The following is a 23,042-nucleotide window of genomic DNA, read 5'->3' as shown; positions in this document are numbered from 1 at the left end:
TGCACCCCATCGAATGAGAAGACGACTGACATGGCCAAGATCACTTATATCGAGCATGACGGCGCCAGCCACGAAGTGGATGTGCAGGACGGGCTGACCGTGATGGAAGGCGCGATCCGCAACATGGTGCCGGGCATCGACGCCGATTGCGGCGGAGCCTGCGCCTGTGCGACCTGCCATGTCTATGTGGATCCCGCCTGGGCAGACAAGACGGGCGAACGGTCCTCCATGGAAGAGTCCATGCTCGACTTCGCCAGCGATGTGGAAGACACCTCGCGCCTGTCCTGCCAGATCAAGGTCACGGCCGAACTGGACGGCCTTGTGGTGCGCTTGCCCGAAGAGCAGGGCTAGCTTGGCTTGACCGGGGGCGCGTCCCCCGACTACACACCCTGACACGCGACGGTTCTCCCGCGAGGGAGCGAAGAGGGAACACCGGTGCGACGCGCAAGCGTCTGGTCCGGGGCTGTACCCGCAACTGTGAGCGGCGAGCGAGGCGTCAACGGCCACTGGATCGTCAGATCTGGGAAGGCGGCGCACCGCAATGACCCGCAAGCCAGGAGACCTGCCGACGCGGTCGCTCGTTCACGGTGCGGGAACACACCATCTGAACGCGGAATGCTTCCGTTTGCAGCGACGTCCGGCGCGTCGAGCGTCGTCCCGATTGTGTCGGGGCGAAGCGCCGTTGCACTCGCTGCCGCCTGGACCGCTCGCGTCCCGGCGCTAACGGAGGCTTCAGATGAAAGCCCGGATTTCTCTCGCAGCGCTGGCCGCTGCCCTGTCCGCCGCGCCCGCCCTGGCGCAAGACGCAACCGAAACCACCGACGACACGATTGTCGTCACCGGTGTGCGCGCACCCAGCCTTCTAGAGCGCCTGCCGAGCACGCTGGACGTGATCGACCGCGCCGAGATTGATCTCAAGAACCAGAATACGCTGGTAGAGGCGCTGGCCGCGACGCCGGGGCTGGCCGTGGTCCAGTCCGGTCCCGCTGGCTCTACCGCCAGTGTCTTTGTGCGTGGCACGAACTCCAAACACGTGCTCGCCCTGTATGACGGCATCCGGATCAATGATCTGGCGGCCTCGAATGGGGCGTTCAATTTCGGCTCCGACCTTGTGGGCGATGCCGGCCGGATCGAGATCGTGCGCGGCCCGCTCTCATCGCTCTACGGGTCTGACGCTGTGGGCGGGGTGATCAACATCCTGCCGCGCCAGGCGCCGGAAAGCGGGTCTGAGGTTTATGGCGAAGCGTCTGTGGGCGATTTCAACACCTATCGCGCCCTTCTGGGCGGCGGGGTGCGCGAAGGGCGCTTCCATGTCGCCGCAACGGCGGAATACCAGGAAAGCGACGGCTATGACGTCACTCCTGACCGCATCTCCACGGCGACCGGGGATCCCGATCCGTCTCAATTCTCGGTGCTGTCCGCCAATGGCGGGTTTGCGCTGACCGAGGCTCTGAGCGTCGAAGCCCTGATCCGTCACCGCGAATCCGAAGTGGACTTCGACACCTTTTCGGGCGGTGCGTCCGGCTTTCAACGCGCAGACGATCCGGATCTGCGCAGCGAAGACAGCCATACGCTGTGGAGCCTCGGGCTCGTCTATGCCCGTCCGGCCGACCATTTCGAGAGCCGTCTGCGCGCGGGCCGCGTGGACATGGCGCTCGACAGCTTCAATGACGGTGCGCGAACCGACACGTATGACGGTGCGCGCGATTTCGTCCAGTGGTCCAATGTCTGGACGCCGGATCGCCTGACATCCCTGATCGATCCGGTCATCAGCTTTGGCGTCGAGTATCAGGACGAGACCGCCGAGACCGACACGGCGTTCAACGCGCCCCTGTCTGTCAGCGAGGATCTGTGGTCGGCCTATGCCGCAGTTCAGGCCGGCCTGACGGCGCGCTTTGACGTCACCGGCTCGATCCGTCTGGATGACTATGAAGCCTTTGGCGATCAGACCACCTGGAATCTGGGCGCGGTCTATCGCCTGGACGCGCTGAACACGCGCTTGCGCGCAAGCTATGGCACGTCCTTCAAGGCGCCGAGCCTGTCCGAACGCTATTCCAGTTCGGCCTTTGTCGCGGCGAACCCCGACCTGGAGCCGGAACAGGGCGAGACCTTTGAGATCGGTTTTGACAGCGCCGTGTCGCTCGCGGGGCGTGACAAGGCGCTGCGGTTCGGCGCGGTCTGGTATGACAGCGAGATCGAAGACCTCATCGAGTATGTCTATGACGGCGCATTGTTCATCGGCCAGAACCGCAATGTCGGCGAAGCGGACCTGCAGGGGTTTGAAATCTTCGCGGAATGGACCCCGGTCGATCAGGCGAGCCTGCGGGTGGATTACACCTATACCGATGCTGAAAACGCCACGACGGGCGCGCAATTGCTGCGTCGTCCCGAGGACAGTTTTGCCGTGACGGGGACATGGCGACCCACCGAGATCGCGTCGCTCAGCGCCACCTGGCGTTATGTGGGCGAGCGTCTGGACGCCACCTATGACGATGCCGGCTTCTATGCCAGCGGGGCGGGCCAGACCCCATCCTATGACACGGTGGACCTCACCGGGACGCTGGATGTCCACGACCGGCTCCAGCTTGTGCTGGGTGTTCGGAACCTGCTCGATGAGACCTATGAGCCGGTCGCCGGATTCGCAGGGGCGCCCCGCGCGGTGACCTTCGGCCTGCGGTTGCGTCCGTAATGGCCGGGGCGGCGCCCGGTTTTCTCGCCCTGATGCTGGGCGTCGCCATCGCGTCTGACGCGGCGGCGACCGAGCCGCATGTGGTCTCGCTCGACTATTGCGCCGATCAGTATGTGCTGGGACTGGCGGATCCCGATCACGTGCTTGCGGTGTCCGATCATGCCGATGATCGGCATTCCTATCTCAGAGCCCAGGCGCAGGGCGTGCCCCAGATCCGCGATGATGCGGAGGATGTGCTGGCGCTCGACCCCGATCTGATCGTGCGCGGCTATGACGCCGGCGGACGCGCCGCCGCCTATTTCGAGCGTCTGGGACTTGAGACCTTCGAGCTGGGCTACGCGTCGGACTTTGACGATGTGGAAGCCATGATCCGGCGCACGGCGGCGGCGCTGGGGCGGCCGGGGAGCGGGGAGGCCCGCATCTCCCATATGCGCACCCAGCTGGCGCGCGCGGCGGACGGGCCGCGTCTCAACGCGCTCTACATGACCCCGTCCGGATTCACGGCCGGGTCGGGCACCCTGATGGACGCCTTCATGACGGCTGCGGGCTTTGACAATGTCATCGCCAGCCAGGGCAAGAGCGGCTGGGTGACCTTGCCGCTGGAACAGCTTCACGCCCAGCAACCCGATGTCATTCTGGCGGCCTTCTTCGATGGCGAGACCGCACCGATCGACAGCTGGTCGGCCAGTCGCCACGCGGTGTTCCGGCGCATGATGGAGACCACGCCGGTGATCTATCTCGATGCGGCGGCCCTGTCGTGCGGCGCCTGGTTCATGGCTGATGAGGCACTGCGCGCGCGTCAGGAAGCGAACGCCCTGTTCGGTGCGATTGAAGGGGCCATGCCATGACCCGGCTGGGGGTGAATGCAGCGCTGCTGGCGGGCGGCGGTCTTGTGCTGATCCTGTCCGGAGTTCTGGGCAGTTCGGAACTGTCTCTGGCTCAGGCGTTCGGCGCCCTGGTCGGGGCGGGGGACGAGACTGCGCGCATCATCGTGTGGGAAATCCGTCTGCCGCGCGCCCTGGCGGCGCTGGGCGTGGGCGCGGCCTTGGGCGCGTCGGGCGCGCTGATGCAGGGGCTGTTGCGCAACCCGCTGGCCGAGCCGGGCGTTCTGGGCGTCTCAGCCTCCGCCTCGCTGGGCGCCATCATCGCGCTCTATTTCGGACTGGGCTTTCTGGGCGCGTTCACCGTGCCGGTGCTGGCGGTTCTGGGCGCGCTGGCCGCGACCGGTGTGCTCAGCTTTCTCGCCGCGGCGCGGATCAGCGCGGTGCAGCTGATCCTGGTGGGGGTCGGTCTGTCGAGTTTCGCCGGGGCGCTGGGCGCTTTGGCGATCAATCTGGCGCCCAATCGGTTCGCCTTGTCGGACATGGTCACCTGGATGCTGGGCTCGGTCACAAACCGGTCGCTCGATGATCTGGTGTTCGTTGCGCCTTTCTGGGTGGCGGGCGTGGTCCTCGCGGTCCTGACGGCGCCCGGCTTGCGGGCGCTCGCCCTGGGCGAAGAGACGGCCCAGTCGCTGGGCGTCAATCTGGGCCGCACGCGGACGGGCGTGATTGGCGCGGCGGCGCTGCTGACCGGGGCGGCCGTGGCGATTTCAGGGGTTATCGGCTTTGTCGGCATTGTCGCGCCGCATATCGTGCGGCCGTTTGTGCGTCATGATCCAGCAGACCTGGTCTGGCCCAGTGCGCTTCTGGGCGGCGGGCTGATTTCGCTCGCCGATCTGATATTGCGTCTGGCGCCGCTGGATCAGGAATTGCGCCTGGGGGTCATGGTGTCGATGATCGGCGCGCCGATCTTCATCCTGATCGCCGCGCGCAGCCGGGGGATGGGCCAATGACGCAGCGCTCCGTGATCCGGCTCCTGGCCGATCGCGTCTCGATCAGGCGCGACGGGCGCGACATTCTCAGCGATGTCTCCCTTGAGGTCCACAGCGGCGAGATGATCGCCCTGGTCGGCCCCAATGGCGCGGGCAAGTCCACCCTGATCCGGACCCTGCTGGGTCTGTTGGAGCCGGATGCGGGCGGCGTCATGCTGGATGGCGGACCGGTCAGCGTTCTGAGCGCCCGGGCCCGGGCCCGACAGATGGCGTACCTTCCGCAGGATCGCACAGTGGCCTGGTCGGTGACCGGCGCGGATCTGGCGGCGCTGGGACGCTTCGCCTGGGGCGGGGCGGCCTATGACCGGCTCGGCGCGACCGATCGGGACAAGGTGGATCAGGCGCTTGAACTGACAGGCGCCACGGCGCTGAAGAACCGACTGCTCCACACCCTGTCCGGCGGGGAACAGGCCCGTTTGCATCTGGCGCGGGCGCTGGCGTCGGATGCGTCCCTTCTCATGGCGGACGAGCCCATAGCCGCGCTCGACCCGCGTCACCAGCTCGAGGCGATGCAGGTGCTGCGCGCCCAGGCGGATCGCGGGGCCAGCGTGGTTTGCGCGCTTCATGATCTTGAACTGGCGGGGCGCTATGCCGATCGGGTTGCGGTCCTTGATCGCGGGCGCCTGATCGCGTGCGGTTCGCCGGACGCGGTGCTGGATGCTGAAACGCTCGCGCAGGTGTTCGGCGTGATGCGCCAGCCTTCGGGCGGGTTTGCACTGGCGGATCCGGGCCAGGCCTAGGCGGCTCCAATCAGACCAATGTCGGGCTGCACGCCCCGCCATCTGACTGACACCCTTTGAGTCATACGGGGAAAACCCCGATGAAAAAGGGAGGAGCATGATGGCTGACCAAGACCATCCCGCCGGAGACAAGCCGTCAAGCGGCGTGTCCGGCGACCATACGGTCCGAGAGGAGCGCTACAAGCGCTACTGGCGAGAGAACCTCAACCTGATGGGGGTTCTCTTGGTGATCTGGTTCACCGTGTCCTACGGGTTTGGAATTCTGTTCCGGGACATTCTCGACAATTTCTCTATCGGCGGCGCGCCGCTGGGGTTCTGGTTCGCGCAACAGGGCGCGATCTATGTCTTCGTCATCCTGATCTTCGTCTACTCCGCCATGATGAACCGCATCGAGCGCAAGTACGACGCTGAAGACGAAAACGCGTAGGGAGGGGACAATGGAATCGACCATTTTCGGTCTTGATACGACCTTGTTCTGGACCGCGTTCTTCGTCATCGGAACGTTCGGTCTTTATATCGGCATCGCCATCTGGGCGCGGGCCTCGACCACCGAGGACTTCTATGTGGCCGGTCACGACGTGCACCCGGTCTTCAACGGCATGGCCACTGCGGCGGACTGGATGAGCGCAGCCTCTTTCCTGTCCATGGCGGGGCTGATTGCGTTCATGGGCTATGACGGCTCGGTCTTCCTGATGGGCTGGACCGGCGGTTATGTGCTGCTGGCGCTTCTGCTGGCGCCCTATCTGCGCAAGTTCGGCAAGTTCACCGTGCCCGATTTTGTCGGCGACCGGTATTACAGCCAGGCGGCGCGGATCATGGCCGTGATCTGTGCGCTCTTCATTTCCTTCACCTATATCGCCGGGCAGATGCGCGGGACGGGCATCGCCTTCTCGAACTTCCTCGGCGTGCCGATCGAGGCTGGAGTCATCATCGGGGCGATCATCGTCCTGTTCTATGCCGGTCTGGGCGGGATGAAGGGCGTCACCTACACCCAGGTCGCCCAGTATTGCGTGCTGATCTTCGCCTTCACCGTTCCAGCGGTCTTCCTGAGCATCCAGATCACCGGCAATCCGCTGCCGCAGCTGGGCTTTATCGGCAATACCGCGGATGGCACGCCATTGTTGATGAGTCTCGACCGGACGCTGACCGATCTGGGTTTCACCTCCTACCTACAAGGTGAGAAGGCCATGATCGACGTGGTGGCGATCACCGCGGCGCTGATGGTGGGCACGGCGGGCCTGCCGCACGTGATCATCCGCTTCTTCACCGTGCCGCGGGCCTCTGACGCCCGTCGCTCGGCGGGCTGGGCGCTGATCTTCATCGCAGCGCTCTACACCACGGCGCCGGCTGTGGCGGTGTTCGCCCGGTCGAACTTCATCGATACGGTCAATGAAAGCGTCTATTCCGTCGATGTCGCCCGCCAGGAAGCGCGTGCGTCGGAGATGGGCGAGGATGCGACCCCGCAATGGTTCTACAACTGGGAGCGCACCGGTCTTCTGGGCTTCACCGACAAGAATGATGATGGCCGGATCCAGTATCGCGCCGACCCTGAAACCAATGAAGTGACCACGCTCGACCGGGACATCTTCGTGCTGGCCAATCCCGAGATCGGCGGCTTGCCGGGCTGGGTGATCGGTCTGGTGGTGGCGGGCGGCCTCGCCGCAGCGCTGTCCACGGCTGCGGGTCTGCTGATGGTGATCAGCTCGGCCGTGTCACACGACCTGTGTCGCAAGGTGCTGTTCCAGAACATGTCCGACACCCAGGAGCTGCTGGTGGCGCGTGTCGCTGCAGTGGGGGCCGTACTGGTGGCGATCTATGCGGGCATCAACCCGCCCGGTTTCGTCGCCGCCGTGGTGGCCTTCGCCTTCGGTCTGGGCGCGGCCAGCTTCTTCCCGGTGATCTTCCTGGGGATTTTCTGGAAGCGCATGAACAAGGAAGGCGCGATCGCCGGCATGGTCGTCGGTCTGTCGATCACCGCCGCGTACATCGTGCACTTCAAGATCGGCTTCAGCTCCATCGTGCTGGGCGTCGTCGCCCTGATCATCGGCATCGTCCTGTTGATCATGCACTTTGGTCTGAAAGGGGAAGGGGACACCCGCCCCATGCTGATCGGCTCCATCGTCTTCGGCCTGATCTTCCTGGGCGGTGCGTTCGGGGTGCTCCCCGACATTGCGCCGGGCACGGCGGACCAATGGTTCCTGGGCGTGTCGCCGGAAGGCTTCGGCTCGGTGGGCATGGTGATCAGCTTCATCACCGCGACCCTTGTGGCGCTGGCCACAAAGGCCCCGCCCGAGGAGATCCAGAACATGGTGGAGGACATTCGCATGCCTTCCTCCGTATCCCATGTCACCCACGGGAACGCGCCAGCCGAATAAGCGCGCTCTGAACCGGACGAACGGCGCGGGGGGGGCCGCCGCGCTTGTTTCGTGACTCTGGTCAGCAGGGGCGCAGTCCGGCTATCGTCAACCATGTCCGGAAAACCCATAAGAGCCGGACGGTCAGGGGAGGAGGCTTCGTGCCGCTCAGTCTCGCGCTCGGGGTTCTTGGCGCCTATGTGGCCTTGCTGTTTGCGCTCGCCGCCTGGGGGGATGCCCGTGCGGCGCGGTTCGACCGGTCATCGCGCCGTCGCGCCGTGCTCTACACCCTGGCGCTGGCGGTCTATTGCACCAGCTGGACGTTTTACGGCGCAGTGGGCGAGGCCGCGCGCGCGGGCTGGGATTATCTGCCGATCTATCTGGGCCCCGCCCTGGTCTTCGGTTTGGGGTTTCCCATCGTTCGCCGCCTTGTGGCTCTGGGGCGCGAGCATGACACCAGCTCGATCGCGGACTTCCTGTCCCTGCGCTATGGCAAATCCGCCGCCGTCGGCGCTCTGGCCACGCTGGCGCTGTTGCTGGCGCTCATTCCGTACATTGCGCTCCAGCTCAAGAGCGCCGCCGCTTCGCTCGACCTGTTGACCGGCGGTCCCCTGGGGCGCGGCTGGGGTTTGCCGGTGGCGATCAGCCTGGCCGCTTTCGCCATGGTGTTCGGCCAGCGTCATACCGACACCGCCGCCAGCCACCGCGGTCTCGTTCTGGCGGTGGGGTTTGAATCCATCATCAAGCTGCTGGCCATGCTGGCGGTGGGGTGGCTGGCGGTGGAGGTCTGGATTCACCAGCCTGAAGCGGCGCGCATGACGGCGCTGGCGCAATCGCCGCTGACCTTGCCGGGGGTGGATTTCCGGTTCCTGGTCCTGACCTTGCTGGGCGCCTTCGCGGCCCTGTGCCTGCCGCGGCAGTTTCACATGATGGTGGTCGAGGTCTCAAAGCCCAGTGACGCCCGGCTGTCGCGCTGGGGCTTTCCCGCCTATCTCGCGCTTGTGGCGATCCTGGTGCCGCCCATTGCCTGGGCCGGCTCGACCTTGCTCGACGGGTCCAATCCGGACGCCTATGTGCTCGCTCTGCCATTGGAACTCGATGCGCGCTGGCTGGCGGTGCTGGTGTTTCTGGGCGGCTTTTCCGCCGCCGCCGGCATGGTCACCATCACAGCGCTCGCCATGTCCACCATGCTGGTGAACAACCTTGTGGGGCCGCTCTTCCTGGCCGAGGCGCGACGCAGCGATCTCGCCAAGCGCTTCCTGATGTGGCGGCGCGCATCGGTGCTGGGGCTGGTAGGGCTCGCCTATCTGTTTCATCTGGGGCTGGACCGGTCGGCTGCGCTGGCGGGGATCGGCCTGGTCGCGTTCGCCGGCGTCGCCCAGCTCGCGCCCGCCTTGTTGTTCGGTCTGTACTGGCGCAAGGCCAATCGCGCCGGCGCCCTGGCGGGCATGGGCGCCGGGCTCGGGCTCTGGGTCGTGCTGATCCTGATCCCCAGCTATGCCGGCGCCGCCCCGCCGGCCCCCAGTGGCGTTGACCCGTTCGCATTCGCCGCAATCGCCTGTCTGAGCGCCAACATCATCACCTTCATCGGCGCCGTGGCCTTCTCGTCCACAGGGCTGGTGGATGAATTGCAGGCGGACGCGTTCACCGGCGCCCGGCCCCTGGAAACCGCGCCCGCCGCAGGCGCGCGGATTTCCGATCTTGAGACCGTGCTGATCCGGGTGCTGGGCGCGCCCCAGGCCGAGCGAGCGCTCGATGATCTGTCGCGCGCCGTGGCGCGACCCTTACGCTCGGGCGATGCGTTGACCGCTGCGGTCGCCGGACTGGCCGAAGCCCGGCTGGCGCGTGCGGTGGGCGCCGCATCTGCACGCATCCTGATGACTCGTGTCCTGCGCGGCGCCCGGGTCAGCCCGGGAGACGTGGTCAGACTGATCGATGAAACCGCCGAGCAATTGCGCAGCTCCGAAGACCGGCTGAAGGAAAGCGAACGCTCGATCCGGTTCTATACCGACAATCTGCCCGTTCTGCTCAGTTACGCAGATCGGGATTACCGATTGCGGTTCGCCAATCGCGGTTATCTCGAGTTTTTCGACATTGACCCTTCGGCAGTGGGCAAGCCGCTGGCCGAGTTCATGACCGAGGAGGAATACGCCCTGCGTCGACCGCATATGGAAGGCGCGCTCAATGGCGAGCGGCAGGTGTTTGACATCTCCCGCAGCAAGGGCGGCGGTCGCGCGCGATCCTGGCAGGTGGTCTACCAGCCGCGCCTGGAGGATGGCGAGGTCGTGGGATATTTCGGCGTCTATCAGGACAACACCGCCCGGCGCGAGGCAGAACAGGCGCTCAAGCGCGCCTATGACCTTCTGGAAACCCGGGTCGAGGAGCGCACGGCCGCCCTGAAGGCGGAAAGCGAGGCGCGCTTGCAGCTGGCCCAGGATCTTGAAGTCGCCCGGCGTGAAGCCGAAGCGGCGACCCAGTCCAAGACGCGCTTTCTGGCCGCCGCCAGCCATGACCTCTTGCAGCCCCTGTCGGCGGCGCGGCTGTATGCGGGCGCGCTGGAGGGGGCGCTGGGCGAGGGCGGGTCCAGCGAGAACCGCAATCTGGCGCACCAGATCGAACGCGCCATCGACCATGCCGACCGCTTGCTGAGGGCGCTTCTGGACATTTCGCGTCTGGATGCCGGCGGAGTGTCGCCTCGGCCCAGCGTTTTCGCCATTGATGAACTGGTCGAGGAGACCGCTGCCCAGTTCCAGGGACGCGCCAAGGCCAAGGGGCTGGAGCTGCGCGTGGTGAAAAGCCGGCTCGCCGCGTTCTCCGACCGCGGGTTGATGACCAGCGTGGTGCAGAACCTGATCGCCAACGCCGTGCGCTATACCCAGACCGGCAAGGTGCTGGTCGGAGTCCGGCGGTTCGGGGACCAGGTGCGCCTGCAGGTGATCGATACCGGGCCCGGGATCGAGGCGGAGCGTCAGTCCGCCATTTTCCGCGAGTTCAATCGCGGCGGCGCGGATCAGGGGGAAGAACAGGGTCTGGGTCTGGGCCTTGCGGTTGTGGACCGGATCTGCGCCTCGCTCGGACACAAGATCAGCCTGAAAAGCGCCTTGGGCGATGGTTCGATCTTCGAGGTGGTCCTGCCGCGGGCGGCTTCACGGGAGTCCACATCGGCCCAGCCCGCGCGTCGTCGGCCGGGTGATCTGCAGGGCCTGTCCGTGCTGTGCGTGGATGATGATCCGGAGGTGCTCAAGGCGCTCAGCACATTGCTGGAGCGCTGGGGCTGTGATGTGCGCGGCGGATCGGACATGATCACTGCCCGCCAGGCCTTCCCCGAGACGGGGCCCGATCTTGTCATTCTTGATTTCCAGCTGGAAAACTACGTGACGGGGCCAGAGGTCTACGACGCCCTGTGCGAGGAATGGGGGCGGCGTCCGCCGGGCCTGTTGGTCACCGCCGAGCGCAGTGGCGCGGTCGAGGAGGACGCCCTGAAGTCGGGTCTGGAGCTGGTGCGAAAACCGGCTTCGCCCGCAGTACTGCGCGCCAGCCTCAGCTCGCTCAAACGCCGGGTGGAGACGTTCTAGACCGACTGCTCGGCCGGGGGCTCCACATTCAGCGCCTGGGCCACCAGGACCGCCTGGGTGCGGTTGATCACATCGAGCTTTCTGAAAATCGCGGTCACATGGGCTTTCACCGTGGCTTCGGAAATGCCCATGTCGTAGGCGATCTGCTTGTTCAGGCGACCTGCCGCGAGCCCGTGCAGCACGCGCATTTGCGCGGGCGTCAGCTGGGCGATGCGCGCGGCGGCCTCGGCGGCCTCCTGCGCTTGCGGATCGCCGCTCTCATCGGGCGCCCAGACATCGCCGTTCAGGACCGCGGTGAGCGCTTCGACCAGCTGGCTCATGCTGGCGGTTTTGGGGATGAAGCCTGACGCGCCGAATTCCAGAGCGCGCGCGGCGACGCCGGGCGACTGACTGGCCGAGATCACGACAACGGGCGCGCTGGGGTGGGTCTTTCGCAGTTCGGCAAGGCCGATGAAGCCCGAACTGTCCGCCATGTGAAGGTCGAGACAGACCAGATCAGTGCGTCCGTCGTCCAGCGCCTTGAGGGTTTCCGCCAGCGTGCTGGTCTCGACCAGCGCGCGTCCCGGCGCCGCCTTGCTGACTGCTGTGCTTAGCGCGCCGCGAAACAGGGGGTGGTCATCGGCCAGAATGACCCGGCCTTGCGTGCTCTGTGCCGTCACACACGTCTCCTAAACTGGATCCGAACTCTAAAGCACGCCGGGGCGCGCCGTCGTCTCGTCAAAAAGTAGCACACGTCAAACGCTAACTTTCGACGAACGTCCCATACCGCTGTGCGCAGTGCATAACGATACTTCCATAATAAAGCCGAAAAATCGGCACGGGCCACATGGCTATCCTTGGGAGGGACAACCTAATGACTACGCTTGGTATTCGAAGTGTACTCGCCGCAACCGCATCTGCGCTGGTCCTGACAGCGGCCTCGGACGCACAGGATGTGGCGGCGCTGGAAGAACGACTCGCCGCGCTGGAAGCCATGGTGGCAGACCTGCGCGGAGAGCTCGAGGATGCGCGCGCACAGGCTGATGCGGCCACGGATCGTGTCATCGAGATTGAACAACGCACCGCGTCCGCACCCGCAGCGCCCGCCGCACTGGCATCGTCCGAACGCGGATTCAGCATGGGCGCCACCCAGGTCACCTATGGTGGATTCGTCGATCTGGACGCCCATGTCACCGATCTCAGTGACGGCGATATCGGTGCGACCTCCATTGCGCGGGACTTCTACATTTCCGGCGCCACGCCGGTGGGCGGCGCGGGCGATGGGGAGACCGATCTCGATTTCACCGCGAAGGCGAGCCGGTTCTTCTTCGCGACCTCGACCGAATCCGATATCGGCACAGTCACCGGCCGGATCGAGTTCGACTTCCTGGGCTCGCCTGGCGGCAATGAACGGGTGTCCAACTCGTACAATCCGCGCCTGCGCGTGGCCTGGGCCCAGATCGGCAATTGGCGCGTGGGTCAGGACTGGTCCACCTTCACCAACACTGCGGTCATTCCCGAAAGCGCCAGCTTCCTGGTCGGCTCGGACGGCATGCTGTTCGGACGTCAGGCGCAGATTCGCTACACCAATGGCGGCTTCCAGTTCGCGCTCGAGAACCCGGACACCACGGTGACGCCCTTTGGCGGCGGGGGCCGGATCGATGGCGGCGACGGCGCATTCCCCGATGTGGTGGCGCGCTACAACTGGAGCGGCGATTACGGCGCCATGACGGTGTCCGCGCTGGGCCGCAACCTGTCCTATGAAGACGGGGCCGTGGACGGCAACGCCTTTGGCTGGGGCGTGAACTGGTCCGGACGGCTCAATCTGGGCGAGGGCTCCGATCTGCGCTTCTCGCTGACCGGCGGCGAAGGGATTGGCCGCTATATCGGCCTGAACGCCGTCAATGGCGCAGTGGTGACCGCTTCGGGCGATCTTGAAGCGATCCCGGTCTATGGCGGGCTCGTGGCCTGGCGTCAGGCGCTGGGCGAAGGCCGCCGGGTGTCCATCGGTTATTCCATGCTGGAAGCGGATAATGACATCACGCTGACCGGGACGGGCGTCACCAAGAGCACCTGGTCCGCCTTTGGGGCCTATTTCTTCCCGGTGGGACCGGTCACCGTCGGGGCCGAACTCCTGTTCGGCGAGCGCGAGCTGGAAAACGGGCAGAGCGGCACGATCACCCGCGCCACCCTGTCCACGAAATATCCGTTCTGACGAGATCCGGGCTTCGCCGCCCTGGGCGGCGGGGCCTGCGTCAGACCCGAGACTCCCCTGCGCTGGCGCCAGACATCAACCAGCGCGTCTGTTGCGGCCGGCACGCCCTCATGCCGGCCGCATTTTTATCGGCTACTGGAGCGCGCGTCGGCTCTCGCAATCATGGAACACCAGATCGAGACGGCGATGGAGTTGCTCGCGGGCGAATTCCGGGCTCCAGGTATGGATGACGCACCGGCGCAGAACGCCGAGATAGAGGTCCAGAAGACTCTCGGTGAGCAGATGCGGGCAGTCATGAAGTCCGCCCTCGGTCTCCGTCGCGGCGCCGCTCAATAATTCCCGCACCGGGGACCAGGCGTCTTCCAGGCTGAGATGCAGGGTTTTGAAGTCTGATTCATTGGTGAGCCAGTTATGGCCGATGGCGGCGCGAAACAGTTCCAGATCCTCCATGTGACGCGCCAGGTGAAGGTCCAGAAGCGCCTTGATGGCGCTTGCCAGATCCCCGTTCTGCTGCGCCGCGAGAGAGGCGGTCTCGTCCCGCAGACGCTCAAAGTCGTCCGCCATTACTTCACACAATAGGGCGATCTTGGTGGGCGCAGCGTTCAGAACCGTGCCCGGAGAGACATCCGCCGCGCGCGCAATGTCGACAATCTTGGCCCGATCATACCCTTGCGCATGAAACTCCTCCCGAGCCGCCCGCAGCACAGCGGCGCGTGTCGCCGCCTTGCGTTGGGCGCGTTTTGTCGTTGGCAGGTCCATTTAATCGCCTGTCTTTTTGTTTTATTCGCATTGATGTTCGCCACCGGACGGCGGCGCTACATTAAAGCCTGTTAATGTGACTGCGCCAAGCCAAGGTGTGCGCGATCATTTAACGCGGAGAGATTGCAGACCCACGCGGGGCGGCGCACCACTGGATTGTCATGAGCGAACGCTTTGATCTTGTCATCATCGGAGCCGGGCTGTCCGGCCTGGCGTTGGCCGCCGCCATGGCGCAAGCCGGACGCCGCATGCGCACGCTGGTGCTGGAACCGCGCCAGATCCGCCCCAATCCGCGCCAATGGGTGCTTCGTCCGTTCGAGGTCAGCCGATTGGGCGCGTTCGAGGTTGAAAGCCTGAACGGCGCGGTGCTGCAAAGGTCGCTGGATCAGCTGGTCCTGGCCCGGGTTCCGGCGCAAAACGTTCAGGACGCCGCCCTGGACCGAATCGCTTCCCAGCCGCGCATGGCGCTGGAGACCGATGTTCGCATCGACCGGATCAAGCGGTCGCGCGCCCGTGTGATTGTCGACACCAGCCTGGGCAGCGTGCGCGCCAGCTGGCTGGTCGATACCCGCCCGCCCGAAGATGTGGGCATGCCCGCCGGACGGGGGGTGCAGATGTCTCATCTGGTGTCGGCGCCCCTGGAAGGCGGGCGGATCGAACGGCTCAGGCTGAAGCTCGCCAGCGCCAGCGCCCCGGTGATCGACCAATGGATCTTGAGCCGGGACCATGCCGTGCAGGAGCAGGCCCGGTTCACCCTTGCGCCGCCCGAAGGGCTGCCCGAACCGCTGAACACGGATCGGCTCCTGGACTGGGGCGTGCCTGAAGAGGCCTTGCGTCACGCCAACGGCGTCTGGCCGCTTGCCTATCGCGCGCACAAGCGGGGCGGCGGGCGCGTGATCCTGGCGCCGGCGGATGCTTATGGATTGCGGTTTGCGCCCGGAATGGCCGCGCTGCGCCTGCATCGCTGGGCGCATGCCCAGGCGCGTCGGCTCGCCTATGGGCTCAGCCTGTATGCGCCGCCGCCGCCGCCCAGCTCGGCGCGCCTGTCGGCCGCCCGGATCGAGGCGATGATCGCGCGCAGCCCGCGCCAGGCGGCTCAGGGGCTGCATGCCCTGCTCTATGACGCGCCGGCGGATGGTGTCATGCGCACGCTCTCCGGCGCGGCAAGCTGGAGCGACGTCATGCGCGCTTGGCGCTCAGGCTCATGGTAGGTCGCAGCCTGTCAGGGTGGTCTCGCCAAGGGGCGTCGTTAGGATAATGCCATGAGTGATTCCGCCAACACCGCTGATCTCGACGCGCCGCCCGAAACCGGACCGCGCCTCGTGCTCGTCACGACCCCGATCGGGAATATGGGCGACATGACGGCGCGCGCCTGGGCGGTATTGCGTGAGGCGGACGCCATTGCGTGTGAAGATACCCGCGTCACCCGCCGCCTGCTCGAACAGGGCGGGATCACAGACAAGCGGCTGATCGCCTGCCATGACCATAACGAGCAGGCCAGCGCGGGCGGCATCGTCAAGCTGATCAAGGACGGGGCGACCGTCGCGCTGGTCAGCGATGCGGGCACGCCCGCCATTTCCGATCCGGGCTATCGCGTGGTTCAGGCCGTGGTGGAGGCCGGGCTGGAAGTCAGCGCCGCGCCGGGCGCGTCCTCGGTGATCATGGCCCTGTCGATTTCGGGCCTGCCGACAGATCGCTTCACCTTTATCGGGTTCCCGCCGCGCAAGTCCGGCAAGCGCAAGGCGTTGTTTGAGACCTATGCGATGTTGCCAGCGAGCCTCATCCTGATGGAAAGCCCGCAACGCCTGGCGGAAACGCTGGCGGATGCGCGGGCGGTGCTGGGCGATCGCCGGGCGGCGCTGACGCTGGAGCTGACCAAGCGCTTTGAACGGGTCTGGCGCGGAACCCTGTCCGACCTCGAAGCGCGCCTGTCCGATCCGCCCAAGGGTGAGGCCGTGCTTGTCATCGAGGGGGCCGAAGAGGTCCGCGAGAAAAAGAACAAGTACGCCGCGTTTTCCAAGGCGCCGAGCCGGGATTAGGCTTTCATTAGGATTTGCAGCACGCCGGGGCGTTTGGCTGCAGCATTCGTGATGGCGCGACCTGCGGGCTTTGCCTCGACGCGCCTATCGGCTTGGCTATAGGCTGCGCGCAGAGTTCACCAAGGAGTATCGTCATGAACCGTCCACTGTTCACTGGCGCTCTGGGGTTTGCTGCGGCGGTCGCGCTTGGCGCGCAGACCCAGGCGCAAGAGCCCCTGACGCTGGAAGACCTCTTCGAAATCCGCCAGGTTTCGGGCGTCGACATCTCGCCGGATGGCGAGCAGGTCGCCTTTACCCTCTCCGTGCCGCGCAATGTGATCGAGGGCGAGGATGACGGCACGCCCAAGACCGAGCTTTATGTGGCCTCCGGTCCGGATGCGGCGCGTCTTTACGTTAGCGGTGAGAGCTATATCGCCGGCGCGGACTGGTCCCCGGACGGTGACGCGATCACCTTCCTGACCCATCGCGACGGGGACACGGGCTCAGCGCTGTACGAGATTCCCGTGGATGGCGGCCAGGCGCAGCGGATTTTCGCCCATGACGCCTCGATCCAGTCCTATGTGATCGCGCCGGATGGCGAGACGGTGTTCTTCATCGCCCGCGAAGAAGCGGACTCGACCCGCGAAGCGCTGCGCGATCGCGGTTTCGTTGCCAATGTCTATGAGGAGAATGACATTTTCTCCCATGTCTGGCGCGCGGATCTGTCCGACCCTTCCGCTGACCCGGTGAAGTTCGACCTGCCCGGTCATGCCTCTTCTCTGGCGCTGAGTGAAGATGGCGCCCGTCTCGCCGTGGCGCTGGCGCCGACCACGCTGGTCGATGACTCCCTGATGGAGCGCCAGTGGCATGTGGTGAACGCGGCGGATGGCGCGGTCGTCTCCACGATCGATACCGAGGGCAAGATCGGCATGGCCGCCTTCTCGCCCGACGGTTCGCGTCTGGCGTTCATCGCCGCCGCGGACCGCGCCGACCCCACCGCCGGCACTCTGCATGTGGCGGATGCCGAGAGTGGCGAGTTCCGCGCCATTGCGCGGGATGCCGAACAGCATGTGGGTCAGCTGGCCTGGGTGGATGGCAATTCCATCCTGACCGTGGCCAGCGTCGGCACCGGCACGGCGGTTGTCGAGTATAACGTCAATGGTCGTGAAGAGCGCCGCACCCCGACCGAGGCGGGCGTGATCTCGGCGATGGATTATGACCGGGATGATCGCGTGCTCGCGACCACGATCCACGCCGCCACCCATCCGCGTGAACTGTTTGTGGGCGACCGTCGCTCCCTGCGCCAATGGACCGACCACAATCCGCAGCTTGAGGATATCGCCTGGGGCGAACAGCGGGTCTTCGAATACGAAGCGCGCGATGGCGAGCGCATCGAAGGCGTTCTGGTGACGCCGCAGGGCGACGCGCCCGAGGGCGGCTGGCCGATGATCATGACCGTGCATGGCGGTCCTGAAGCCCATGACAGCAATGGCTGGGTGAACGGCTATTCCAATCTGGGCCATATCGGCGCGGGCCAGGGCTTTGCGGTGTTCTACCCCAACTATCGCGGCTCAACGGGGCGCGGCGAGCGCTTCGCCAAGCTTGATCATCTGGATGCGCCGGGTGAAGAGTTCTGGGATCTGGTGGACGGCATTGGCGCCCTGTCCGAAGCGGGCATCGTCGATGCGGATCGCGTCGGCATTACGGGCGGCTCCTATGGCGGTTTCGCCTCATCCTGGGGCGCGACCATCGCCAGCGAGCACTTCGCCGCCGCCGCGCCGTTCGTGGCGCTGACCGATCTGATCAGCTTTTACGGCACCACGGAAATCCCGATCGAAATGGTGGATGTGCACTTCATGCAGCCGCCCTGGGAAGACTGGATGAACTATCTCGAGCACAGCCCGACCTATCACGCGCCGGGCTCGACCACGCCGACGCTGATCCTGCATGGCGAAGCGGATACGCGCGTGGACACCAGCCAGTCCTTCATCCTGTATCGCATCATGAAGCAGACCTCGGACGCGCCGGTGCGGCTCGTCACCTATCCGGGCGAAGGCCATGGCAATCGTCGCGCCGCCGCCCAGTATGACTATGGTCTGCGCGTGCAGCGCTGGATGACCCACTATCTGATGGGCGAAGGCGGTGAGCCGCCGGCGCCGGAACTGGACCTGCCCGAACGGCTCGGTCTGGAAGACGCGGAATAAGCGTGCTGGAAAGGGAGGCGGAAACGCCTCCCTTTTTTGTGGCGTGAGCGGCGGGTCGAGGCGTCTGTGCAATCTGTACTATCGCCCCCTCGCCATTGCAGCATTCCGTCGCTAACGTGCCGCTTAACGCATTAAGTGACGTGAACGGGAGGAAAATCATGTCCGAGAAAGACCTGTCGCTGGAAGGCCGTGTGGTTCTCGTCGCCGGCGCGAGCCGCGGCATTGGCGAAGCCGCCGCCAAGCGCATGGCGCGCAATGGCGCGATGGTGATCTGCTCCAGCCGCAAGATCGCCGATTGCGAACGCGTGGCCGAAGAGATCAAGGGCGAGGGCGGCAAGGCCCGCGCCATGGTGCTGCACCTGGGCGAGGGCGAACATCGCGAAGCGGCCATGGCGAGCATCAAGGAAACCGAAGGCCGTCTGGACGTGCTGGTGAACAATGGCGCGACCAGCCCTTACTTTGGCGAAGCCAAGGACACGCCCGAGGATGCCTGGGACAAGACGTTCGAAGTGAACGTCAAGGGGCCGTTCTTCCTGTCCAACCTGGCCATCAACACCTTCATGAAGGACCAGGGCGGCGGCTCCATCGTCAATGTCGCCTCGATCAACGGCATCCGTCCGGGCTATTTCCAGGGCGCGTATTCCATCTCCAAGGCGGCGGTGATCTCGCTGACCCAGGTGCTGGCCCAGGAATGCGGTCATCTGGGCGTGCGCGTGAACGCGCTGTGCCCGGGGCTGACCGAGACCAAGCTGGCTTCGGCGCTGACCTCCGATCCCAAGCTTGAAGACATGATGAACCGCAACTTCTCCATCAAGCGCGTCGGCCAGCCTGAAGACATGGCCGCAGCGATCCACTTCCTCGCCAGCGACGCATCAAGCTATATGACGGGTCAGGAATTTGTTGTGGATGGCGGCATCACCCAGCGTGGTCCGCTTTAAGAGGTGGGAATTTCATGCTGACGCGCGAGGCCTGCGAGGCGCTGGACCGGAACGATCCGCTGAAAGACAAACGCGAGCTGTTCGCGTTGCCCGAAGGCGAGATTTATCTCGACGGCAATTCGCTCGGCGTGCCGCCCAAGGCGGCGCTCGCGCGTCTGCGTGAGGCCTCTGAAACCGAATGGGCGAAAGGGCTGATCCGCTCATGGAATGATGCGGGGTGGATGGATCTGCCGCTCAGCCTGGGCGGCAAGCTGGCCCGCCTGATGGGCGTCGACCCGCACGAAGTGATCGCGGTCGACACCGTCACCATCAACCTGTTCAAGCTCGCCACGGCGCTTCTTGATCGCGATGGCGGCGGGATCGCCGCCGAAGCGGGCGAGTTCCCCACCGACAACCATGTCATGGAGGGCATTGCCCGGATCACCGGCGCGCCCATGCACCGCGTCGCGCCGAATACGCGTCCGTCGGACCTGCCTGACGGCGTCACCGTCCTGATCAAATCCGCCGTGCACTACAAATCTGCCCAGATTGCGGACTTTGAGGGCTATGAGCGCGAAGCGAAGGCGCGCGGGCTCAACATCATCTGGGATCTCAGCCATGCCACCGGGCTTGTGGATCTCAAGCTCAAGGCCTGGGGCGCACGCTATGCCGTGGGATGCGGCTATAAATTCCTGTCGGGCGGGCCGGGCGCGCCGGCGTTTCTGTACTGCGCGGACGACCAGATCAAAACGCTCGAGCATCCGGTGTCGGGCTGGCTGGGCCACAAGCGCCCCTTCGGATTTGAAGACGCATACGAGCCCGACGACACCATTGTGCGCTGGCGCACCAGCTCACCCTCCATACTCGCCCTGTCCGCGCTTGATGGGGCCGTGAGCGCCTATGACGGCGTGGATATGGCGCTGGTGGAAAAGAAGGCGGGCGCGCTCGGCGACATCCTGCTGGAGAAGGCTGAAGCGCTGGGTCTCGAGCATGCCTGTCCGGGGCGGGGCGAGCACCGGGGCGGCCATGTGGTGCTGCGCCATGAGCAAGGCTACGCTATTGTCCAGGCGCTGATTGCGCGCGGCATCACCGGTGATTTCAGGGCGCCGGACCTGATGCGGTTCGGCTTCAACCCGCTCTACAATTCCTATGTCGAGGTGTTTGATGCGGCGCAGGCGCTGGCCGATGTCATCAATACGCGCGCCTGGGATGCGCCGGAGTTTCTGGCCCGCAAGGCGGTGACCTGAAGCGGCTTGCCCGTTTCGCGCTTCTCCCGCAGTGTAAAAGAAAAACACATCAGGGGAGGGCGCGATGCTGCGCTGGATACTGGGCGGTCTGGCCGCCCTTGCGATCATTCTGGGGCTGGCGGCGTATGGACCGGGGGCGCTGGATGCGCAGACATTCAACCCCACACCGCCCGACCCTGCGCTGATGGCGCTTTATGAGACCGTGCAGCAACCAGCACGTCGTGAAATCCCGGACCTGCATGGCGCAGAAGACCTGGAGCCGGGGCCTGATGGCCGCCTCTACGCCAGTCTCGCCGATGGCCGCATCATGGTGCGCGAGGCGTCCGGCGGCTGGTCGGAGTTCACCAGCACGGGCGGACGTCCATTGGGATTGGCGTTCGGCCCGGAGGGCGCCCTGTTCGTCGCCGATGCGCTCAAGGGGCTGTTGCGGCTGGATGAAAGCGGTGTCTTTGAAACCTGGCTCGCCGATGAGAGCGAGGGCGGGCCCCTGGTCTTTACCGATGATCTGACCGTGCTGGGGGATGGCAGCGTCATCCTGACCGACGCCTCGCGCCGCTATGGCTATGGCGAATACATGACCTCGCTTCTGGAAGGCGAGCAAACCGGAGTGATCTACAAGGTCACCGGGCCGGACGCCTATGAGGTGCTGGCTGAGGGCTTCGGCTTCATCAACGGCGTCGATCATGACCCGGCCACGGGCCGTGTCTATGTCAACGAGACCTGGGCGGGGCGGGTGATCGCGCTCGATCCGGAGACGGGCGACTATGTCGTCCTGATCGATGGCTTGCCGGGCTATCCGGACAATCTCGAATTTGATGCGGAGACGGGGCTCGTCTGGATCGCGTTGCCGTCGCAGCGTTCGCCGCAGATCGAGGGGCTTCATCCCAATCCGTTCCTCAAGCGCCTGGCCTGGCGCTGGATCCAGATCGCAGGCCTGCCGCCCTTTCCGCCGCGACCCGTGATGGGCATGGCGGTCAACGCCGAGGGCGAACCGATGCGGGCGCTCTACGGCCCCGATGACGCGCCCTTCGGGGTCACCACGGTGACGCCCTGGCAGGGCATGATCTGGGTGGCCGGGCTGGAGCGCGATGGCGTGGACGCCTACGCCATGCCCGAGTCTGCGCAATGACGAAAACCGTCCTGATTACGGGCGGGTCGAGCGGAATTGGTCTCGCCCTGTCCGAACGCATGCTCGAGCGCGGCTATCGCCTGTTCTGGGTGTCGCTGGACGAGGCGGAAATCGAGGCGTCGAAGGCCGGGCTTTTGCGCCGGTTTCCGGAGGCCCGGATCGAAGGGCGCGCGCTCGATCTGGGCGAGAGCCATTCGGTCGCCCGTATCGTGCAATGGGTTCAGGGCGAAGGCGGGGCGGATATCCTGGTGAACAATGCCGGGTTCGGCGTTTATGGTCCGTCCGCGCGCAACAGCGTCGACGCCGAACAGGCCATGATCGATGTGAACGCCAAGGCCCTGCACGCCCTGACCCGCGCTTTCGTGCCCGTTATGGAGGCGGCCGGCGGCGGCGCCATCATCAATGTGGCCTCCAATTCAGCCTTCGTCCCCACCCCCGGCCTCGCGGTCTATGCAGCGACCAAGGCGTTTGTGCGCCATTACTCGAATGCCCTGTCGCAGGAATTGGCGCGGGCCGGCAGCCCGGTGCGGATCATGACCGTCTGCCCCTCTGCAGTAGCGGATACGCCGTTCAAGCAGCGCGCGCAGATGGATGCCGTACGGACCTTTCAAAGCTTCACGGCGACCACGGCCGGCGAAGTCGCGGATGATATTCTCAAGGGTTATGATCGGGGTGCTGCGGAGGTCATCACCGGCGCGGCCATGCGCCGGGCGATGTGGTTGATGCGATTCGCGCCTGCGCCTGTCGTGCGTTGGCTAACGCGTCGGGAAACAGGACAGGTCGGCTAACGCTTCCTATTCGGGCTTGCGCTTGGCCAGCCGCTCTTTGGAGCCTTCATGGATCACGCGCAATTCGTTGAGCGTGGTCTCGATCTCGGCCTTCTTTTCTTCCAGCCGATCGATTTCCTTGGCTGTCATGTCGATGACGAACTGGAGCTGGCGCACGCGGCCTTCGCCTTCCTGGCCATAGAGCTCTAGGAAGGTCTTGATATCGCTGAGCTTGGTGCCGATAGTCTTGGCGCGCAGGATCAGTTTCAGGCGCGTCTTGTCTGCCTCGGTGTAGACCCTTTGGCCGCCGACGCGCTGGGGCTTTAACAGCCCCTTGTCTTCGTAAAACCGGATTGTCCGCGTCGTGATGCCGAACGCATCCGCCAGTTCGGCGATGCCATAGAGGGCGCTTTGGGTCTGGGTGTCGGGCGCGTGGGTCATGAGCGTGTCCTTGTTCACCCCTTCATACGCTGATGCGTTTCCGCAAACAAGATGCGCTTGACGTATACGTTAAGCCCTGCGAAGCTCCTCTCATACCGGCGGACAAAGACCGGACCAGTCAGGGAGGAGACGGGC

The 23,042-nt window shown here is 65.3% G+C and carries 19 protein-coding genes and 1 riboswitch; of the genes, 16 read left to right on the top strand and 3 right to left on the bottom strand.

Going from position 1 to position 23,042, the window contains the following annotated elements; genetic code table 11:
* The first annotated feature begins 30 nt into the window (after nucleotides 1–30).
* The 8 genes from RBA95_RS07045 (at nucleotide 31) to RBA95_RS07010 (ending at nucleotide 11,231) form a co-directional block, all read left to right on the top strand.
* Nucleotides 31–351, top strand: coding sequence for a 2Fe-2S iron-sulfur cluster-binding protein (locus RBA95_RS07045; protein WP_306016146.1), 321 nt, complete (start codon nucleotides 31–33; stop codon nucleotides 349–351).
* A 32-nt stretch (nucleotides 352–383) separates the two neighbouring features.
* Nucleotides 384–585: riboswitch (cobalamin riboswitch) on the top strand.
* Between the two features lie 151 nt (nucleotides 586–736).
* Entirely contained in the window at nucleotides 737–2,689 is a 1,953-nt protein-coding gene (locus RBA95_RS07040) for a TonB-dependent siderophore receptor (RefSeq protein WP_306016144.1), read from the top strand.
* Complete coding sequence (locus RBA95_RS07035) at nucleotides 2,689–3,537, top strand: ABC transporter substrate-binding protein (protein WP_306016143.1); 849 nt, start codon at nucleotides 2,689–2,691, stop codon at nucleotides 3,535–3,537. The genes RBA95_RS07040 and RBA95_RS07035 overlap by 1 nt, the downstream gene beginning before the upstream one ends.
* Entirely contained in the window at nucleotides 3,534–4,523 is a 990-nt protein-coding gene (locus tag RBA95_RS07030) for an iron ABC transporter permease (RefSeq protein ID WP_306016142.1), read from the top strand. Before RBA95_RS07035 ends, RBA95_RS07030 begins: the two co-directional genes overlap by 4 nt.
* Nucleotides 4,520–5,302, top strand: coding sequence for an ABC transporter ATP-binding protein (locus RBA95_RS07025; protein ID WP_306016141.1), 783 nt, complete (start codon nucleotides 4,520–4,522; stop codon nucleotides 5,300–5,302). The genes RBA95_RS07030 and RBA95_RS07025 overlap by 4 nt, the downstream gene beginning before the upstream one ends.
* 100 nt (nucleotides 5,303–5,402) lie before the next feature.
* Entirely contained in the window at nucleotides 5,403–5,729 is a 327-nt protein-coding gene (locus RBA95_RS07020) for a DUF4212 domain-containing protein (protein WP_306016140.1), read from the top strand.
* A gap of 10 nt (nucleotides 5,730–5,739) precedes the next feature.
* Nucleotides 5,740–7,677: a sodium:solute symporter family protein gene (locus RBA95_RS07015; protein ID WP_306016139.1), complete on the top strand. Its 1,938-nt coding sequence runs from the start codon at nucleotides 5,740–5,742 to the stop codon at nucleotides 7,675–7,677.
* Nucleotides 7,678–7,817: 140 nt separating this feature from the next.
* A complete protein-coding gene (locus RBA95_RS07010; protein WP_306016138.1) occupies nucleotides 7,818–11,231 on the top strand; it encodes an ATP-binding protein in 3,414 nt (1,137 codons plus the stop codon).
* On the opposite strand, the gene RBA95_RS07005 is transcribed toward RBA95_RS07010, so the two are convergent.
* Nucleotides 11,228–11,890 carry a response regulator transcription factor gene (locus RBA95_RS07005; protein ID WP_306016137.1) on the bottom strand — a complete coding sequence of 221 codons (663 nt, stop codon included), beginning with the start codon at nucleotides 11,888–11,890 and terminating at the stop codon, nucleotides 11,228–11,230. The genes RBA95_RS07010 and RBA95_RS07005 overlap by 4 nt on opposite strands.
* Nucleotides 11,891–12,084: 194 nt before the next feature.
* Between RBA95_RS07005 and RBA95_RS07000 the strand changes: the two genes are divergently transcribed.
* Nucleotides 12,085–13,425, top strand: coding sequence for a DcaP family trimeric outer membrane transporter (locus RBA95_RS07000; RefSeq protein ID WP_306016136.1), 1,341 nt, complete (start codon nucleotides 12,085–12,087; stop codon nucleotides 13,423–13,425).
* Between the two features lie 132 nt (nucleotides 13,426–13,557).
* On the opposite strand, the gene RBA95_RS06995 is transcribed toward RBA95_RS07000, so the two are convergent.
* Nucleotides 13,558–14,184, bottom strand: coding sequence for a TetR/AcrR family transcriptional regulator (locus RBA95_RS06995; protein WP_306016135.1), 627 nt, complete (start codon nucleotides 14,182–14,184; stop codon nucleotides 13,558–13,560).
* Between the two features lie 161 nt (nucleotides 14,185–14,345).
* Here RBA95_RS06995 and RBA95_RS06990 point away from each other — a divergent pair, with 161 nt between their 5' ends.
* The 7 genes from RBA95_RS06990 (at nucleotide 14,346) to RBA95_RS06960 (ending at nucleotide 22,487) form a co-directional block, all read left to right on the top strand.
* A complete protein-coding gene (locus tag RBA95_RS06990; protein WP_306016134.1) occupies nucleotides 14,346–15,395 on the top strand; it encodes a lycopene cyclase family protein in 1,050 nt (349 codons plus the stop codon).
* Nucleotides 15,396–15,446: 51 nt separating this feature from the next.
* A complete protein-coding gene (rsmI, locus tag RBA95_RS06985; RefSeq protein WP_306016133.1) occupies nucleotides 15,447–16,223 on the top strand; it encodes a 16S rRNA (cytidine(1402)-2'-O)-methyltransferase in 777 nt (258 codons plus the stop codon).
* A gap of 134 nt (nucleotides 16,224–16,357) precedes the next feature.
* Complete coding sequence (locus tag RBA95_RS06980; protein ID WP_306016132.1) at nucleotides 16,358–18,406, top strand: S9 family peptidase; 2,049 nt, start codon at nucleotides 16,358–16,360, stop codon at nucleotides 18,404–18,406.
* A gap of 158 nt (nucleotides 18,407–18,564) precedes the next feature.
* Entirely contained in the window at nucleotides 18,565–19,344 is a 780-nt protein-coding gene (locus RBA95_RS06975; RefSeq protein WP_306016131.1) for a glucose 1-dehydrogenase, read from the top strand.
* Nucleotides 19,345–19,358: 14 nt separating this feature from the next.
* Nucleotides 19,359–20,570, top strand: a complete 1,212-nt coding sequence (locus RBA95_RS06970; protein ID WP_306016130.1) for a hypothetical protein — start codon at nucleotides 19,359–19,361, stop codon at nucleotides 20,568–20,570.
* A gap of 64 nt (nucleotides 20,571–20,634) precedes the next feature.
* Nucleotides 20,635–21,699 (top strand): SMP-30/gluconolactonase/LRE family protein, encoded by a 1,065-nt coding sequence (locus RBA95_RS06965; RefSeq protein WP_306016129.1) that lies wholly within the window; start codon nucleotides 20,635–20,637, stop codon nucleotides 21,697–21,699.
* On the top strand, nucleotides 21,696–22,487 hold the full coding sequence (locus RBA95_RS06960; protein WP_306016128.1) for an SDR family oxidoreductase: 792 nt from the start codon (nucleotides 21,696–21,698) through the stop codon (nucleotides 22,485–22,487). The genes RBA95_RS06965 and RBA95_RS06960 overlap by 4 nt, the downstream gene beginning before the upstream one ends.
* A gap of 6 nt (nucleotides 22,488–22,493) precedes the next feature.
* Here RBA95_RS06960 and RBA95_RS06955 read toward each other — a convergent pair whose 3' ends face one another.
* Nucleotides 22,494–22,907, bottom strand: coding sequence for a MerR family DNA-binding transcriptional regulator (locus tag RBA95_RS06955; RefSeq protein ID WP_306016127.1), 414 nt, complete (start codon nucleotides 22,905–22,907; stop codon nucleotides 22,494–22,496).
* Between the last annotated feature and the right edge of the window lie 135 nt (nucleotides 22,908–23,042).

It is taken from the genome of Oceanicaulis sp. MMSF_3324 (assembly GCF_030733545.1).
Classification (GTDB): domain Bacteria; phylum Pseudomonadota; class Alphaproteobacteria; order Caulobacterales; family Maricaulaceae; genus Oceanicaulis.
Note: the sequence above shows the minus strand (reverse complement) of the source record. Positions and strands in the feature narration are given on the sequence as shown.

Coding starts and splice junctions, on each gene's coding strand:
- RBA95_RS07045 (WP_306016146.1), top strand. CDS start 31: ATGGCCAAGATCACTTATATCGAGCATGACGGCGCCAGCCACGAAGTG.
- RBA95_RS07040 (WP_306016144.1), top strand. CDS start 737: ATGAAAGCCCGGATTTCTCTCGCAGCGCTGGCCGCTGCCCTGTCCGCC.
- RBA95_RS07035 (WP_306016143.1), top strand. CDS start 2,689: ATGGCCGGGGCGGCGCCCGGTTTTCTCGCCCTGATGCTGGGCGTCGCC.
- RBA95_RS07030 (WP_306016142.1), top strand. CDS start 3,534: ATGACCCGGCTGGGGGTGAATGCAGCGCTGCTGGCGGGCGGCGGTCTT.
- RBA95_RS07025 (WP_306016141.1), top strand. CDS start 4,520: ATGACGCAGCGCTCCGTGATCCGGCTCCTGGCCGATCGCGTCTCGATC.
- RBA95_RS07020 (WP_306016140.1), top strand. CDS start 5,403: ATGGCTGACCAAGACCATCCCGCCGGAGACAAGCCGTCAAGCGGCGTG.
- RBA95_RS07015 (WP_306016139.1), top strand. CDS start 5,740: ATGGAATCGACCATTTTCGGTCTTGATACGACCTTGTTCTGGACCGCG.
- RBA95_RS07000 (WP_306016136.1), top strand. CDS start 12,085: ATGACTACGCTTGGTATTCGAAGTGTACTCGCCGCAACCGCATCTGCG.
- RBA95_RS06995 (WP_306016135.1), bottom strand. CDS start 14,184: ATGGACCTGCCAACGACAAAACGCGCCCAACGCAAGGCGGCGACACGC.
- RBA95_RS06990 (WP_306016134.1), top strand. CDS start 14,346: ATGAGCGAACGCTTTGATCTTGTCATCATCGGAGCCGGGCTGTCCGGC.
- rsmI (WP_306016133.1), top strand. CDS start 15,447: ATGAGTGATTCCGCCAACACCGCTGATCTCGACGCGCCGCCCGAAACC.
- RBA95_RS06980 (WP_306016132.1), top strand. CDS start 16,358: ATGAACCGTCCACTGTTCACTGGCGCTCTGGGGTTTGCTGCGGCGGTC.
- RBA95_RS06975 (WP_306016131.1), top strand. CDS start 18,565: ATGTCCGAGAAAGACCTGTCGCTGGAAGGCCGTGTGGTTCTCGTCGCC.
- RBA95_RS06970 (WP_306016130.1), top strand. CDS start 19,359: ATGCTGACGCGCGAGGCCTGCGAGGCGCTGGACCGGAACGATCCGCTG.
- RBA95_RS06965 (WP_306016129.1), top strand. CDS start 20,635: ATGCTGCGCTGGATACTGGGCGGTCTGGCCGCCCTTGCGATCATTCTG.
- RBA95_RS06960 (WP_306016128.1), top strand. CDS start 21,696: ATGACGAAAACCGTCCTGATTACGGGCGGGTCGAGCGGAATTGGTCTC.
- RBA95_RS06955 (WP_306016127.1), bottom strand. CDS start 22,907: ATGACCCACGCGCCCGACACCCAGACCCAAAGCGCCCTCTATGGCATC.